The following is a 15,399-nucleotide window of genomic DNA, read 5'->3' on the forward strand; positions in this document are numbered from 1 at the left end:
CGTGTGCGCGAAGTTCCTACCGCAGACCTAGGACCAGGGCGTCCGAGGGGGAGCGCCAGACCGGGCGGGCCTCGGCGAAACCGGCCTCGCGCAGGGTGCGGGCGTGCCAGTCCTCGTCGGGGGTGTCGCCGTCGGCGTGCTCCCCGTAGATCTCGAACCGGGCCTTCACGGGCCCGGCGAGCACCGGGTCGGCGGCCGCGAGCGCCCACCACTCCCGCCAGTCCAGGACCCCCGCCGCCCGCGCCCGGTCCATCCCGGCGTGCCGGTGGGCGCGTTCGGCGGCGCCGATCCGCGGGCTGGCGGGGTCGGGCATGCGGTCGGCGTTCATGAAGACCCCGCCGGGGCGCACCAGCGGGGCGATCCGCCCGTACAGGACGGCCAGCTCGGTGCTCGGGAGCCAGTGCAGGGCGGTCGCGGTCAGCACGGCGTCGTACGAGTCGTACGGGAGCGCCGCGCGCCAGCCGGGGTCCTTGAGGTCGGCGGTGACGAAGGTGACCCGGTCGTCCCCGGCGAAGTGGCCCCGGGCGATCGTCAGCAGCGCGGGGTCGAGATCCAGCCCCGTACTCGTCGCCTCCGGGAACCGCCGCAGCAGCCGGTCCGTGATACTTCCCGTACCGCACGCGAGGTCCAGCACCCGGGGCGAGGGGCCCACGAAGGCCTCGACCATGTCCAGCATCACCCGGAACCGCTCCTCGCGGTCGGGCATGTACCACTCCTGCTGGCGGTCCCAGCTCTCCTGCCAGGCCCGCCAGTCCGTACCGAACGAGCCAGTCACGGCGTCCGCCATCCCGAACCCCTCCACACGTAATACCCTCGAAGCCAAGGCAGCCGTTACCCGGCTGCCGTAGACACTAATCCGCAGCCGTAAGGACTACAAGTGGAACTGGCCCATTACTCGGACTTCGCCGTGCGCCTGGTCAACACCGAGGAGCCGGCCCGCAACAAAGACGCCCTCACCTCCGTGGACGACGTCCGCGCCCTCTTCGGCGCCAGCGTGCAGATGGCCCGCCGGGTCACCGACACCGACGTCACCCGCTTCCGCAACGTCCGCGGCCGGCTGCGCGCCGTCTTCGAGGCCGCCGACGGCGGCGACCACGCCCTCGCCGTCGACCTCCTCAACTCCCTCCTCATGGAGTTCCCCGTCAGCCCCCAGGTCACCGGCCACGACACCATCCGCGAGGACGGCCGCCCGGACTGGCACATCCACCTCGCCGAGCACCCCTCCAACGCCTCCGCCGGCTACGCCGCCATGGCCGCCATGGGACTCGCCTTCGCCCTCACCGAGCACGGCCCCGACCGCCTGGGCCTGTGCCAGGCGCCGCCCTGCCGCAACGCCTACCTCGACACCTCCACCAACCGCTCCCGGCGCTACTGCTCCGACCGCTGCGCCACCCGCGCCAACGTCGCCGCCTACCGCGCCCGCAAGCGGCTGGAGGCCGAGGCGTCCGCACGCAGCGGCCGCACCGCCGACAGCGCCCAGGACAGCCGCGCCCTCAGCGAACGCTGACCCGCCGGGCGCGGCCGCAGCCGCAGGAAGGCCACCGCCAGCACCAGCTCCTCGGGGACCGCGCCGTAGTCGGTGCTGTCCCCGGTCTCGTTGAACGGGTTGTCCCCGAGCATCCACCAGCCGCCCGGCCGGCGCTCCGCCGCCCGCTTCACCACCAGCAGGTCCTGCTGGAGCGGATGCCGGAACACCACCACGTCACCCGGCCGGACCAGCGCCCCGTACCGGACCGCCAGCCGGTCCCCGTGCACCAGCGTCGGCACCATCGACGGCCCCGTCACCTCGGTGATCCCGACGCGCACCCGCGCCTGCCTGCTCCGCACCATCTCCGGCCTCCTCATCGCTCCCCGCATGCTGCCGTACGGCCCCGTACGTTCGCTCACCCCCGCTCGGCCGGGGCTGGACTTTTGTCCTAAGCCCATGGGGGCGCCCGCGATTTCCGGATTCTCAGCGAGTAATCTCCACCCTTGAGAAGACGATCACGAGGAGGACCCACTCCAATGCTTTCCCGCTTCTTCGCCCCCAAGGTGAAGGTCTCCGCCCACTGCGACCTGCCCTGCGGCGTGTACGACCCGGCCCAGGCCCGCATCGAGGCCGAGTCCGTCAAGGCCGTCCAGGAGAAGTACCAGGCCAACGAGGACGCGGACTTCCGCGCGCGCGCCATCACCATCAAGGAGCAGCGCGCCGAGCTCGCGAAGCACCACGTCTCGGTGCTGTGGAGCGACTACTTCAAGCCCCCGCACTTCGAGAAGTACCCGCAGCTCCACACCCTGGTCAACGACACCCTGAAGGCCCTCTCGGCCGCCAAGGCGTCGAACGACCCGGCGACCGGCGCCAAGGCCCTCGAGCTCATCGCCGAGATCGACCGCATCTTCTGGGAGACCAAGGCCGCCTGATCCAGGCCCTCCCCAGCGGCACACGACTGAGGGGCCCGACCGCACGCGGTCGGGCCCCTCAGTCGTGCGTACGCGCTGCTCGGACTTACTCGTCGTCCTCGTCCTCGTCGTCCAGCCGGGCCAGCCAGGTCGCCAGGCGTTCCACCGGGACCTCGAAGTCCGGGTTCAGGTCGACGAAGGTGCGGAGCTGCTCGGCGAGCCACTCGAAGGTGACCTCCTCCTCGCCGCGCCGCTTCTCCAGCTCCTCGATGCCGCGATCGGTGAAGTACAAGTCGGGCTCCGTGCCGTGTGGTGGTGATGGGGGTGTTTCCCGCCAGGATAATCCGCTTACCTCCGAGACCCTCCCGTCCGCCGGTCACCCGGCGCTACCTTGGACGCCCTTCACGGGGCGAGCGGGGGACGGGGGACCAGAGATGCCGGACGGGCGCACGGCCGGATCCGCGCGCGCCTTCGAGCTCCTGGAGCCCCTCGTCCGGGCCGCCACCGTACGCGTCCACGCGCCCCCGGACGGGTATGAGAGCCCTGGGACGGGGCCGACGTGGGGGAGCGGGTTCTTCATCGCCCCGGGCTGGGTCCTGACGTGCGCGCACGTGGTCGGCGAAGGGGGTGCTGCCGTGCGGCTGGCCGGGCGTGAGGTCGGCATCACCTTCTTCTCCGGCGGCTCCGGGGGCTTTGGTGGCGACGGCGCCACCGGGACCGTCACCGGGCGCGTGGAATGCGTACTGCCCGAACGGCTCGACGAGCGGCGGCCCGGCCGGCGTGCCCTGTGGGACCTGCCCGACCTGGCGCTCGTCCGCGTCCTCGCCCCCGTCACCCACGCCTGCGTCTGGCTCACCGACCGGGCCAGACCCCGCCTCGACGAAGCCGCCTACTTCGGCTGCACCGAGGAACTCGGCTACCGCGAGATCACCGGCCGCACCACCCGGCTGCGCGGCATCGCCGCGGGCGGAGCCGCGATCCGCCTCGGCGACGACGACGAGATCGAAGCCGGCATGTCCGGCGGGCCCGTGGTCGACCTCGCGCGCGGAGAGGTCGTCGGAGTGGTCAAGGCCCGCCGCAACGGAGCCGGCGGCGGCCTCGCCGTGTCCGTGGCCCAGCTGCGGACCCTGCCCATGGCGGCCACCGGCCAGACCGGCCTCTACCGCAGGGTCATGCAGGCCCACGACCTGTACCACTACGACCGGCACCTGAGCGACCTCGACAGCCGCAGGACCTGGACCGACGTGCACGACGAACTGCCCGCCGGCGACGGCGACCCCTACGGCGGCCGCGGCCGCCTCACCCCCGGCGAGCGCACCACCCTGTGCGGACTGCTCGCGGAACTGCCGCCGCCCGGTTCGTCGGAGGCCGTACGCGAACTCGCCGAGCAGGCGAGGGGCGAGGAGCCCGACACCACCCTGCCCGCCCCGCTCACCTGGCGCGACGGCCTCGGTCTGCTGCACGACCCGCCCGGCGCGGGCGGCGAGGCCGCCGCCATGCTCCGGTACGCGACCGGCGTGAGCGTCGCCGACTACCGCGAGCCGCCCGCCCCGGGCGCGGACGAGGAACTGTGGGACTGGGTACGGGCCACCGCCGAGCGGCTCTGGCGCCCCCTGCGCCGGGAACTGGGCGAGCGGCACGAGCGCGGCCTCGCCGAGCGGGAACGGCGCCGACGCGCCGCCGCCGGCCGGCAGGCGCACGGCCCCGCCCGGCGCCACGCCGGGCTGCCGCCGGGGCCCTCGGTACTGCTGGAGGCCTGGGCGCACGGCTGGGAGGACGTCTACGACTGGCGGGTGTCCGTCCTGGCCGGCCCGTCCCGCCCCGACCGGGTCACCCCCGTCGCCGCCGGCGTACGCGCCACCCTGGCGGCCCTGCCGGAGGCACTGCGAGCCCCGCTCGCCGAAGGGTTCCGGCGGTGCGACACGCACGAGGCGGCCGCGCTCCTCGAGGTCGCCGTCGCCCCCGAGCTGTTCGGGCTCGCGGTCGACGAGTGGACCGTGTCGGGCGGGACACCGGTCGGAGTGCAGCGGCCCGTGGTGTTCCGCTTCGGCGGCGGGGCCGTCTCGGCCGGGCGGTGGGCTCGGGTACAGGCGGGCCCGCTGCTGGACCAGCGGGCCGACTGCCTGCGCGGCCGGCCCCGCAGCCCCTCGCCGGGCTGGCTGGCGGGGCTGCTCGACAACACCGTCCCGGTGCTCTGCCGTGCGGCGGCCGCCGAACCGACCCTGGGCGCGCTGCACTCCGTACGCGAGGCCGGCTACGGGGTGGTGGTGTGCCGCAGGCCCCCGGCCGACCCGGGGGCGTCCTGCGCCCCCTTCCACCGGGGGCTGCGGGAGGAACTGGCCGAGGCGGGCCGGGGCGCGGTGCTGCCGCAGCGCCTCCAGGCCCTGCGGCAACGGGCGTACGGGGCGGACCCCGACGCCTACTGGGCGGCCGGGCTGGCCCTCGTATGGGACGACCCGGCACGGGCGCTGCCCGAGGACGAGCCGCTGCGGGGGGACCTGTGAGGCGGCCCCCCTCGACGGCCCGGCGGGCGGCGACGGCCGGGGGAACCGGAGCGGGGTACGGGTGCGGGACCTGCGGGAGGGAGCGGGCGTGAACGAGGAATGGCTCATCTACCGGGGCGTGGGCGAACCCCACGACGGGATCGAGGCCCTGCCCGAACCGCCGCCCTGGCGGGACTTCGACGGCGGCCCCGCCGTCGAACCGGGCGGGCCCGCCGCGGCCGCCGACGGGAACGTGGCCCGCCGCCTCGGCGCCCACCGGCAGGCCGCCGAGCTGCACCGGCCCGAGCCGGAGGAGCTGGAGGCCGTCAACGCCGCCCTCTACCTGCGCCGGCCCCTCCTGGTGACCGGCTACCCCGGCACCGGCAAGTCCACCCTCGCGCACGCCGTCGCCCACGAGCTGAAGCTCGGCCGGGTGCTGCGCTGGCCCGTCGTGTCGCGGACCGTGCTCCAGGAGGGCCTCTACCGCTACGACGCCCTCGCCCGGCTCCAGGACGTACAGATCGCCGCCGGAGCGGGCGGAGCGGGCGGAGCGGGGCCGGCCGGCGCACCCGGCATCGGCAGGTACATCCGGCTCGGCCCCCTCGGCACCGCGCTGCTGCCCACCGAACGCCCCCGGGTACTGCTCGTCGACGAGCTCGACAAGAGCGACATCGACCTGCCCAACGACCTGCTGAACGTCCTGGAGGAAGGCGAGTTCACCCTCCCCGAACTCGAACGCGTCGCCGACTCCGAACCCGAGGTGCAGGTGCTCACCGACGACGGGGCCAAGGTCACCGTCCGCGACGGCCGCGTCCGCTGCCGCGCCTTCCCCTTCATCATCCTCACCAGCAACGGCGAACGGGACTTCCCCGCCGCACTGCTGCGCCGCTGCATCCAGCTCAAGCTCGGCCAGCCCGGCGAGAAACGCCTCGCCACCATGGTCCGCGCCCACCTGGGCGAGGAGGCCGCCCAGCTCGGCGCCGACCTGATCCGGGAGTTCCTCACCCGCTCCCGCTCCGAACTGGTCGCCGCCGACCAGCTGCTCAACGCCATCTACCTCACCCACTACGCCGCCCCGCCGAGCCGGGACGACCTCGCCGACCTGCTCATCCAGCGCCTCGACCGCCCGAGGTGAGCCGCGGTGCCCCAGGAACCCGCCCACCCCGACGGGGCCGCGGCCGCGGACATCCGCGCCCTCGCCGGGCTGCTGCGCGCCGCCGGGCTCGACCCGTCCGCCGAGGAGCTGGCCGACGCGCTCTGGCTGGCCGCGCGGGCCGGCGGCACGGCGGCCCGGCCCGCCGGAGCCGTCCCGGAGCCCGGCTCCGCCACGCCCGCAGAACCGGCCGGCCCGCCCGGGCCCGGGAGCACCGCCGAGCCGCCCCCGGAGCCGGCGCCGGAGGAACCGGACCCCGAGGACCCGGTCAGCCTCTACCCCGCCGGGGACCCCCAGGCCCCCGACACCGGGGCGGCCGCCGAGATCCCCGTCGCGGGCGGGGTGCCCGTACGCGTGCCCGGGGCGGCGGCGCTGCCCCGGATCCTGGAGATCCAGCGGGCCCTGCGCGCCCTCCAGCGGCACCGGCCCCCCGGCCGCCCCACCCGTACCGTCCTCGACGAGACCGCCACCGCCGAGGCCAGCGCCCGCGCCCTCGGACTGGTCATCCCGGTGTTCCGGCCGGAGAGCCGGCGCGAGGCGACCGTACGGCTCGTCATGGACGCCTCGCCCTCCATGGCGGTCTGGCGGGAGATGTTCGAGGAACTCCGGTCCGTGTGCGAGCGCCTCGGCGCCTTCCGGGACGTCCAGGCCCACCACCTGCACCGGCTCCCGGACGGCACCGCCGCCGTCGGCCGCGGCCCCGCACCCGGCCCGGGACTGCGCACCGGCGACCAGCTGCGCGACCCCACCGGGCGGGCCCTGACCATCGTGGTCTCCGACTGCGCCGGGCCGCTGTGGCGGGAGGGCGAGGCACAGCGGCTGCTGCACCGCTGGGCCGAGTGCGCGCCCTGCGCCGTCGTACAGCCCCTGCCGCAGCGGCTGTGGAGCCGCAGCTGGCTGCCGACCGAGCGCGGGGTGCTGGAACGGGCCGGCGGGGGCGGGGGAGCGGGCGGCGGGCCGGGGCTGCGGTTCCGGCCGGAACGGCCGCCCCGGCCCGGGCGGCCCACCGGAGGGCTCACCGTGCCCGTGCTGCCGCCGAACGCCATCGCCCTCGGGGCGTGGGCCCGGCTCGTCGCCGGACTCGGCACCGGGCCCGTCCCCGCCGAGGTGGGCCGCGTCCTCGCCCGCCACCCCGCCGCCCCCGTACCGCTGCCGCCCACCGCCCGGCCGCCGCGCGAACTCGTGCGCCGGTTCCGCTCCTCCGCCGCGCCCGGCGCCGTCCGGCTCGCCGTCTACCTGGCGGCGGCGCCGCTGACCCTGCCCGTGATGCGGCTGGTCCAGCGCACGATGCTGCCCGACTCGGAACCCTCCGACCTGGCCGAGGTCCTGCTCAGCGGACTGCTGCGGCGCAGCGGGGAACCGGCCGGACAGTGGTACGAGTTCGTACCCGGCGTGCAGGAGGTGCTGCTCGGGCCGCTGGGGCGGGACGAGGCCGCGCTGGTGCTCAAGCACTGCTCCGAGTACGTACTGGCCCACTTCGGCCGCGGCGTGCGCAACTTCCCCGCGCTGGCCGTCGCGCAGCTCACCGGGGAGCCCGCGGCCGAGCCGGACACCGCGCCGGCGCCCGGCCCGGACGCCGGATGGGACGGCGGCCGGGTGCCGCCGGGGCAGCTCCCGCAAGCCTTCGCGCAGGTCTCCGCGAAGGTCGTGCGCCGCTACCTGCCGGGCCCGCCCGAGGAGGCCCCGGCACCCCCCGCCCCGCCGGTCCCGGTCCCCGTCGCCGACCCGCCGCCCGGCCGCGGCTGGGCGGTCCGCGCCGCCCGGGAGCGGCTCGCCGCGGGGACGTCCGACGCCGACGCACGGCCCCTGTACGAGTCCGCCGCGCTGCTGCGCCGGGCCGTGGCCGCCCCGCCCGGCCCGGACGACCCCCCGGAGGAGGCCGAGACCGAACTCGCCGGGGTACTGCTGCGGCTGTGGGCCGTCCAGCGGGACCCCGAACTCCTCGACGAGGCCGAGCGGGCCGTCACCGGGCTGCACACCGCCGCCGGCCGGGCGGCGCTGGGCCGGGTGCTGTACGAGCGGGCGGTGGCGGCCGGCGCGGCGCCGGAGCTGCTGGCCGCCGCCGACCGGGAGTTCGCCGCCGCGGCCGCCGACCCCGCCCTGCACCGGGACTGCGCCGTACTGCGGGCCCGGACCCTGCTCCGGCTGAGCGCGCTGCGCGACGACGCGGGGCCGCTGCACGAGGCACGGGCCGCCCTGGAGCCGATCGCCTCCGGCGCGGGGGCGGCGGACCCCGAACTCCTCCTGACGCTGGGCCGCGTCCTGGTGGCCCTCCTCCCGCGCACCCCGGACCCGGCGGAACGCACCGCCCTGGCGGAGGCGGCGGCGGCCACCCTGACCACGGCCCTGACGACCCTCCTCGCCCCGCCCCCGGCCCCCGACGCCGCCGCCCCGGACGCCCCGGACCCCGCCGCCGGCCCCGCCCCCGACCCCGGACTCGCCGCGCGGGTGCGGGTCGAGCTGGGCGGGGCGCTGCGGTACCTGCCCGCCCGGCTGGAGGAGGCGGCCGCACGGCTGGCGCCGGCCCTGGAGGAGGCGGCCGGGGATTCCGGACTGCGGCTGGCCGCCCTGCTGTGCCTGGCCCGCGTGCACCGGGCCCGGTACGCGCGCGACGCGGACCCGGCGGCCCTGGAGGAGGCGGCCGAGGCGTACGGCCGGGCCCGGCGGCTCATCCCCCGGGACGGCGAGGCCTTCGGGGAGCTGCTGCCCGAGTGGGGCGACGTACTCCTGGAGCGGGCCCGGGCCGCCGACGGGCGGCGCTTCGCGTCCACCGCCGTACGGGTGCTGCGCGAGAGCCGCGCGGCCGTGCCCCAGTCCGACCCCGGGGCGGCGTACCGGCTGCTGCGGCTGGCCGCCGGGCTGCGGCTGCGGCACGCCTACGAAGGGGACCTGGTCGACCTGAGGGAGGCCGAGTACCTGCTGGAGCTGGCCGTGCGGCAGGGCCACGGCCCGCTGGAGCGGGCCCGCGCCTGGCGGGAGCACGGCGACGTGCAGCAGGAGATCCACGCCCACACCCGCACCGCCGACCGCCTCGACCGCGCGGCGGACTCCTACCGGCGGGCCTGGCGCGCCGCCCTGGAGGCCGACCGGGACGAGGGGGCCGACCCGGCGCTGCCGCTCGCCGCCCGGGTCCAGGAACTGCGCGGGGAGGTCCTGGAACGCCTCGCCCGCCCCCGCGCCGCCCTGGACGCCTACCGGGCCGCCCTGGAGCTCTGGCAGCGCCTGGGCGACCCCGACGGCGAACGGGCCCGGGCCGTCCGGGCCCGCGTACGGGCCCTGGAGGCGGGCACCTGAGCCGTTTCCCCCCGCCGGGCGCAGGGAAAGGGCAGTGGACCACACACGACAAGGGGACGGGCAGCCCATGGTGACCGGACGTCAGGAAGCGGCAGCACCACCACCGGCCCGCCCGTGCCCCGGGCCGCGGCCCGGGCTCCCGGACCTCACCGGAATCGACCTGGCAGCGCTGCGCGGGATCGACCACCCCGTGCTCGCCGAGGTCATCGACGGCCTGGTCGACCGGGTCACGCACCCGGCCGAAATCCTCAACGCGTTCGACTCCGGCGTCGCCTGACGGCCGCCGCCCCGCGCCGGAGTTGACCACTTTCCGCCGTTAGCCGGGCCCCCGCGGAGGGCAGGGATGGACCGTCCGCAGGGGAGAGGTACAGGCGATGAGCCAAGCGATCACGAGCGGTCCCGTGCTGCCCGCGCACCGGACCCTCGCAGGTCACGCCCGCCACGCCCGCTGGCCGTACGCCCGGCTCGACGTCCCCGGCCTGCGTGCCGCGGGCCACCGCCCCCAGCCGATCCGGCAGTTCGTCCTCAAGACGCACAGCCGCTGCAACCTCGCCTGCACCTACTGCTACGTGTACGAGATGGCCGACCACAGCTGGCGCACCCGCCCCGCCACCATGGCCCCCGCCACCGCCCTGCGCGCCGCCGAGCGGATCGCCGAGCACGCCGCCGCCCACGAACTGCCCCGCGTGGACCTCGTCCTGCACGGCGGCGAACCCCTCCTCGCCGCGCCCGCCGCGCTCACCGCCCCCGTGGAGGCGGTACGGGCCGCCGTGGCCCGGCACGCGCCCCGCACCCGCGTCACCGCCGCCGTGCAGACCAACGGCACCCTGCTCACCGCCGGCCGGATCGCCGCCCTGGCCGCCGCCGGGATCCGGGTCGGCGTCAGCCTCGACGGCGGCCTGCCCGCCCACAACCGGCGCCGCGTCGACCACACGGGCCGGCCCGGCTTCGCCGCCGCCGCGCGCGGGCTGCGGCTGCTCGCCCGCCACCCCGAGAGCTACGCCGGGGTGCTGTGCGTGGTGGACATCGCCCAGGACCCGGTGGAGACGTACGAGTCCCTGCTCGCCTTCGCCCCGCCCAGCGTCGGCCTGCTGCTGCCCCTGGCCAACTGGAGCACCCCGCCGCCCGGCCGGACCGGGCACGGGACCCCGTACGGCGACTGGCTCCTCGCCGTCTTCGAACGCTGGTGGCACGACGGGGCGCGGCGCACCAGGATCCGGATCTTCGAGGAGGTCATCGCGCTGCTGCTCGGCCTGCCCGCCGCCACCGAGACCCTGGGCCTGGCGCCCGTCACCACCGCCGTCGTCGAGACCGACGGCAGCATCGAACAGGCCGATTCGCTGAAGTCCGCCTACGAGGGGGCCGCCGCGACCGGCATGACCCTGGAGCACCACAGCTTCGACGACCTGCTCGACCACCCCGGCTTCGCCGCCCGCCAGCTCGGCCGGGACGCCCTCGCCGACGGCTGCCGCGCCTGCGAACTCGTCGAAGTGTGCGGCGGCGGGCACTACCCGCACCGCTACCGGGCCGGGGACGGCTTCCGACAGCCGTCCGTGTACTGCGCCGACCTCCAGGCCGTCATCCGGCACATCGCCCGCGCCCTGCACGAGGCCGCCACCACCGCCGGGCGGGCCGCCTCATGACCCACGGCACCGACACCGGCCTCCCCGCCCAGCGGACCGGCGCCGGGGCACCCGCAGCCCCCGCCACGCCCGGGACACCGGGGCAGGACCTCGCCCGGTTCGCCGTCAGCTCCCACACCCTGCGCGCCCTCGCCTCCACCGAACCCTCCGACGAGGGCACCCGCCTCGTGCACGACGTACGCCGCTCCAAGCGGCTGCTCCTGCTGCGCGCCGTACTGGACGCCGCACCTGGCGCCGAGACCGCCGAGCACTGGGCGCTGCTGGAGGAAGCCGAACGCCAGGACCCCGCGGCCGTGCACGACGTACTGCACTACCCCGCCACCGGCGTCTGGGCCGAGGAGACCCTGCGCCGCCTGCACGCCCCGCAGGGACCCCCGCCCGACCTCGGCCACCTCGGGGCGCTCGCCGTCGCCGCCGCGCTGCGCGCCGGAATCGGCTTCAAGGCCACCCTGCGCCCCGTCAACGGCCGCCTCGTCCTGCCCACCCTCGGCCTGATCCGCCCCCACGGCCCCGGCCGGCTCGCCCTGACCGAACGCTCCTGGGACACCGCCGACGTCCTCCCGCTGCACGCCCTGCCCGGCGCCGCCCGCACCTCCCTCGACGACCTCGACCCCTACCGGGTCCCGCCCGCCGGCCCCGCCACCGGCCCGGCCGCCGTCCGCCCGGCCCGCCGCCTCACCCCCAAGGGGCACAAGCGCTGGGACATCCAGTGGTCCGGCGCGCACACCCTGCTGGGCCGCTACGACTCCGCGCGCGCCGAGGAGATCGGCCTGCTGCTGCGCTCCGTGGTCCCGCTGGCCGGCGGCTCCCGCTCCAGCGGCGCCACCCTGCCCGCCGCCGCGGGCTCCGTCCTGGCCCGCGCGCAGGCCCCGCCCGCCCTCGCCGCGACCCTGGTCCACGAGGTGCAGCACGGCAAACTCGCCGCCCTCGCCGACGTCCTCACCCTGCACACCGCCGACCGCACCCCCCGCCACTGGGCCCCCTGGCGCGCCGACCCGCGCCCGCTGGAGGGGCTGCTGCACGGGACCTACGCCCACCTCGCCCTCGCCGGGTACTGGCAGCACGCCGCCCTCTACGGGGCCCGCGGCGCCTGGGCCCAGCACGCCCGGATCCGCGCCCAGGTCGCCGCCGTCCTGCCCGCCCTGCGCGCGCACCCCGCACTGACCGTCACCGGACGGGAGTTCGTCGACGGCATGGCCGCCGCCGAGCGGGCCATGGACGCCACCCCGCCGCCCGGCGACCAGCACGCCGCAGCCCGCCGCACCCTGGAACGCGAACGCCGCGCCTGGTGCGAGGCACACCCCGAACTCGCCCCGTTCGTACGGGTATGACGCCCCGTCCGCTGCGGTACCTTTCAAGCCAGCCCCTCCGCACCGCCCCGCACCCCGTCCACCGCACGGACCCCAGGGAGACGGCCGCATGCCCGGTACCGCCATGCGTCACGACCGCGACGGAGCCGCCCCCGCGCAGCGCTTCGTCATCAGCTTCGCGGGCTTCAACCGCCCCTGGGCGGTGTGGATCGCCCACCGGCTGGAGGAACACGGACACCGCGTCGTCCTCCAGCGCTGGGACCCGCAGAGCAGCCCCGGCGGGCTCACCGAGGCCCTCGACGACCTGGCCCGGGCGGGCGGCAGGATCCTCGTCGTCCTCAGCGAGCGCTACTTCTCGGCCGGCACCCACACCGACGAGGAGTGGAACACCGCCCTGCGCACCGTCACCGCCTCCCACCCCGACCGGTTCGCCGCCGTCTGCCTCACCGACGCCCCACTGCCCAGCGCCGTCGCCGCCCTGGAGAAGACCGACCTGTGGGGCCTGGACGCCTACGAGGCCGAATTCCGCGTGCTGCGCCGGCTGGAGCTGCCCACCGACCGCATCGGCACCGAGAGCGGCCGCCGCGGCCCCCGCTTCCCCAACGACCCGCCCGAGGTCTGGGGCCGCGTCCCGCGCCGCAACCCCCGCTTCACCGGCCGCAACGACGTCATCGGCCGGCTCCGCGCCGCCCTCACCGAGTCACCGCCCGGAGCCTCCACCGTCACCCTGCTCGGCCTCTCCGGCGTCGGCAAGACACAGGTCGCCACCGAGTACGCCTACCGCTTCGCCTCCGAGTACGACGTGGTGTGGTGGGTGCCCGCCGAGGACCGGCCCACCCTGCGCGAACGCCTCGCCGACCTGGCCCCCGCCCTCGGCCTGCCGCGCGGCGCCGGCAGCTACGGCGAGCAGATCCGGGCCGTACTGGAGGCACTGCGGCGCGGGTCCCCGTACCACCGCTGGCTGATGGTCTTCGACGGCTGCGACAACCCCGACGACCTCACCGACCTGCTGCCCTCCGGCGCCGGCGACGTCATCATCACCTCCCGCAACCGCGAATGGGCCGCCCGGCACACCAGCCTCGTCGAGGTCCCCCTCTACGCCCGCCCCGAGTCCGTCACCTTCATCCGCCGCCGGGCCCGCCGGCTCACCGGCGACGAGGCCGACCAGCTCGCCGATGCCCTGGAGGACTACCCGCTCGCCCTCGACCAGACCGCCGGCTGGCTCGCCGACTCCCCGCTCGGCGTCGGCGAGTACCTCACCCTGCTCCAGCACCGCCTCGATTCCCACGAGGCCGTCACCCTCTCCGACGACTACCCGCTGCCCTTCCCGACCGCGCTGGCGATACTCCTCAACAACGTCCGGGAGAACTTCCCCGACGCCCTCGCCCTGCTGCGGCTGTTCGTCTTCTTCGCCCCCGGCCGGGTCCCGCTGCGCCTGCTGCGCGAATTCCCCGCCGACGGCGTCCCCGAACACCTCGCCGGGATCCTCAACGACCAGATCCGCTGGAACGCGGCCCTCAACAAGCTCGTCCAGTTCTCCGTGGTCCGCCTGGAGTACTCCGACCTCTCCGTCGAGGAGGGCGGCGGCCTGGAGACCGTCCAGCTCCACCGCATGGTCCACAACATCGTCCGCGAGAACCTCGCCGAAGACGAGTCCGACCGGCTCTCACGGGCCGTCCGCCAGGTCCTCGCCGCCGCCGACCCCGGCCGACCCACCGACTCCCGGCTGTGGCCCCGCTACGCCGAACTCATCCCGCACCTGGACCACGCCGGGGTCCTCACCAGCAGCAACCCCCGCATCCAGAACTTCCTGCTGCACTGCCTGCGCTACCTGATCCTCGCCGGCGAGTACCGCACCTGCCTGCGGCTGTCCGAACAGACCGACGGCGTCTGGCGGGCCATGCTCGGCGACGACCACGACCAGGTCCGCGAGCTCAGCTACCACTACGGCGGCGCCCTGCGCATGCTCGGCCACTTCCGGCAGGCCGAGACCCTCGCCCGCTCCGTCGCCGACCGGCTCCTCGCCGAACGCGGGGACCGCGACCTGGAAACCCTGCGCGCCACCAGCACCTACGCCGGAGTCCTGCTCAGCACCGCCAAGTTCGACGAGGCCCGCGAACTGCTGGAACACGCCTTCGCCACCTACCGCGAACTCCTCGGCGAGGACGACTCCACCACCCTCGGCGCCCAGAACAACGTGGCCGTCGCCCTGCGCCTCCTCGGCCGCTACCAGGAGGCCTACGACACCGACCTCGACACCCTGCGCCGCCGCGAGCGGGTGCTGCGGGTCCGGCACATCGCCACCCTCTCCTCCGGCATCGGCTGCGCCATGGGCCTGCGCCTGATGGGCCGCTACCGCGAGGCCCTGGCCCGCCAGGAACAGGGCCTCAAACTCCACGTCCAGGTCCTCGGCGCCAACCACCCGCAGACCCTGCGCGCCGAACACAACCTCGGCCAGTGCCTGCGCCGCACCGGCGACATCCCCGGCGCCGGATCCCGGCTGCGCAGCGTCCTGGAACGCTCCACCCGGGTCTTCGGCGCAGAGTTCCCCTGGACCCTGATGGTCGCCTCCGACTACGCCACCTACCTGCGCGAGTACGGGGACATCGAGGAGGCCCGCCGGATCTCCGAGGAGGTCGTACGCGGCTACCAGTCGCAGCTCGGCCTCGCCCACCCCTACAGCATCGGCACCGTCGGCAACCTCGCCCTGGTGCTGCGCGCCCAGGGCGAGCGCACGGAAGCCCTGAACCTCGCGGAACAGGCCCTGGTCGGCATGCGCGGCGCCCTCGGCGACCACCACCCCTGGACCCTGGGCTGCGCCCTCAACGCCACCGGCCACCGCAACATCACCGGCCGCCTGGAAGCGGCGCTGGACCTCAGCCGGGAGACCCTGCGCGGAGCCGAACGGGTCCTGGGCCCCGACCACCCGATGGCCCTCAGCGCCCAGATCGCCCTGGCGGCGGACCTGCGGTCGGTACGCGAGGACGCGGAGGCCTCGAAGCACGAGGACGCCGGCCTCAAGGCCCTCACCCGCACCCTCGGCCCCCAACACGTCCACACCGTCTCGGCCCGCCAGCAAACCCGCCCCTACTGGGACTTCGAACCCCAGCCCTAGCCCTGGCGACAACCCCGGCAGC

12 protein-coding genes are annotated in these 15,399 nt (G+C 76.1%); 9 read left to right on the plus strand and 3 right to left on the minus strand.

Going from position 1 to position 15,399, the window contains the following annotated elements; all coding sequences use genetic code 11:
• Positions 1-16 precede the first annotated feature (16 nt).
• The gene (locus ACZ7IF_RS23850; RefSeq protein WP_470974609.1) at positions 17-787 is read right to left on the minus strand and encodes a class I SAM-dependent methyltransferase; all 771 of its coding nucleotides are present in this window, start codon (positions 785-787) and stop codon (positions 17-19) included.
• A gap of 90 nt (positions 788-877) precedes the next feature.
• On the opposite strand from ACZ7IF_RS23850, the gene ACZ7IF_RS23855 reads away from it, so the two are divergent.
• Entirely contained in the window at positions 878-1,507 is a 630-nt protein-coding gene (locus tag ACZ7IF_RS23855; protein WP_470974612.1) for a CGNR zinc finger domain-containing protein, read from the plus strand.
• On the opposite strand, the gene sodX is transcribed toward ACZ7IF_RS23855, so the two are convergent.
• Complete coding sequence (sodX, locus tag ACZ7IF_RS23860) at positions 1,411-1,830, minus strand: nickel-type superoxide dismutase maturation protease (protein WP_470974615.1); 420 nt, start codon at positions 1,828-1,830, stop codon at positions 1,411-1,413. The two genes, ACZ7IF_RS23855 and sodX, sit on opposite strands and share 97 nt — an antisense overlap.
• 174 nt (positions 1,831-2,004) lie before the next feature.
• Here sodX and sodN point away from each other — a divergent pair, with 174 nt between their 5' ends.
• Positions 2,005-2,400, plus strand: a complete 396-nt coding sequence (sodN, locus tag ACZ7IF_RS23865) for a superoxide dismutase, Ni (protein WP_007266490.1) — start codon at positions 2,005-2,007, stop codon at positions 2,398-2,400.
• Between the two features lie 85 nt (positions 2,401-2,485).
• Here the strand turns inward: sodN and ACZ7IF_RS23870 are convergent, their stop codons facing one another.
• On the minus strand, positions 2,486-2,671 hold the full coding sequence (locus ACZ7IF_RS23870; RefSeq protein ID WP_007266501.1) for a DUF6104 family protein: 186 nt from the start codon (positions 2,669-2,671) through the stop codon (positions 2,486-2,488).
• Positions 2,672-2,813: 142 nt separating this feature from the next.
• On the opposite strand from ACZ7IF_RS23870, the gene ACZ7IF_RS23875 reads away from it, so the two are divergent.
• The 7 genes from ACZ7IF_RS23875 (at position 2,814) to fxsT (ending at position 15,377) form a co-directional block, all read left to right on the plus strand.
• Entirely contained in the window at positions 2,814-4,883 is a 2,070-nt protein-coding gene (locus tag ACZ7IF_RS23875) for a VMAP-C domain-containing protein (RefSeq protein ID WP_470974618.1), read from the plus strand.
• Positions 4,884-4,971: 88 nt separating this feature from the next.
• A complete protein-coding gene (locus ACZ7IF_RS23880) occupies positions 4,972-5,997 on the plus strand; it encodes an AAA family ATPase (RefSeq protein WP_470974622.1) in 1,026 nt (341 codons plus the stop codon).
• Positions 5,998-6,003: 6 nt separating this feature from the next.
• Positions 6,004-9,309 carry an SAV_2336 N-terminal domain-related protein gene (locus tag ACZ7IF_RS23885; protein WP_470974625.1) on the plus strand — a complete coding sequence of 1,102 codons (3,306 nt, stop codon included), beginning with the start codon at positions 6,004-6,006 and terminating at the stop codon, positions 9,307-9,309.
• A 67-nt stretch (positions 9,310-9,376) separates the two neighbouring features.
• Entirely contained in the window at positions 9,377-9,586 is a 210-nt protein-coding gene (gene fxsA, locus ACZ7IF_RS23890) for an FxSxx-COOH cyclophane-containing RiPP peptide (protein ID WP_401250206.1), read from the plus strand.
• 97 nt (positions 9,587-9,683) lie between these two features.
• Entirely contained in the window at positions 9,684-10,952 is a 1,269-nt protein-coding gene (locus ACZ7IF_RS23895) for an FxsB family cyclophane-forming radical SAM/SPASM peptide maturase (RefSeq protein WP_470974629.1), read from the plus strand.
• Positions 10,949-12,283, plus strand: a complete 1,335-nt coding sequence (locus ACZ7IF_RS23900; protein WP_470974631.1) for an HEXXH motif domain-containing protein — start codon at positions 10,949-10,951, stop codon at positions 12,281-12,283. The genes ACZ7IF_RS23895 and ACZ7IF_RS23900 overlap by 4 nt, the downstream gene beginning before the upstream one ends.
• A gap of 88 nt (positions 12,284-12,371) precedes the next feature.
• Positions 12,372-15,377 (plus strand): FxSxx-COOH system tetratricopeptide repeat protein, encoded by a 3,006-nt coding sequence (gene fxsT, locus ACZ7IF_RS23905; RefSeq protein ID WP_470974634.1) that lies wholly within the window; start codon positions 12,372-12,374, stop codon positions 15,375-15,377.
• Positions 15,378-15,399 lie beyond the last annotated feature (22 nt).

It is taken from the genome of Streptomyces sp. NPDC037421 (assembly GCF_055602105.1).

Excerpts from the sequence above, each read along its gene's own strand:
- ACZ7IF_RS23850 (WP_470974609.1), bottom strand. The coding sequence starts at position 787 with ATGGCGGACGCCGTGACTGGCTCGTTCGGTACGGACTGGCGGGCCTGG.
- sodX (WP_470974615.1), bottom strand. The coding sequence starts at position 1,830 with ATGGTGCGGAGCAGGCAGGCGCGGGTGCGCGTCGGGATCACCGAGGTG.
- sodN (WP_007266490.1), top strand. The coding sequence starts at position 2,005 with ATGCTTTCCCGCTTCTTCGCCCCCAAGGTGAAGGTCTCCGCCCACTGC.
- ACZ7IF_RS23875 (WP_470974618.1), top strand. The coding sequence starts at position 2,814 with ATGCCGGACGGGCGCACGGCCGGATCCGCGCGCGCCTTCGAGCTCCTG.
- fxsA (WP_401250206.1), top strand. The coding sequence starts at position 9,377 with ATGGTGACCGGACGTCAGGAAGCGGCAGCACCACCACCGGCCCGCCCG.
- ACZ7IF_RS23895 (WP_470974629.1), top strand. The coding sequence starts at position 9,684 with ATGAGCCAAGCGATCACGAGCGGTCCCGTGCTGCCCGCGCACCGGACC.
- ACZ7IF_RS23900 (WP_470974631.1), top strand. The coding sequence starts at position 10,949 with ATGACCCACGGCACCGACACCGGCCTCCCCGCCCAGCGGACCGGCGCC.
- fxsT (WP_470974634.1), top strand. The coding sequence starts at position 12,372 with ATGCCCGGTACCGCCATGCGTCACGACCGCGACGGAGCCGCCCCCGCG.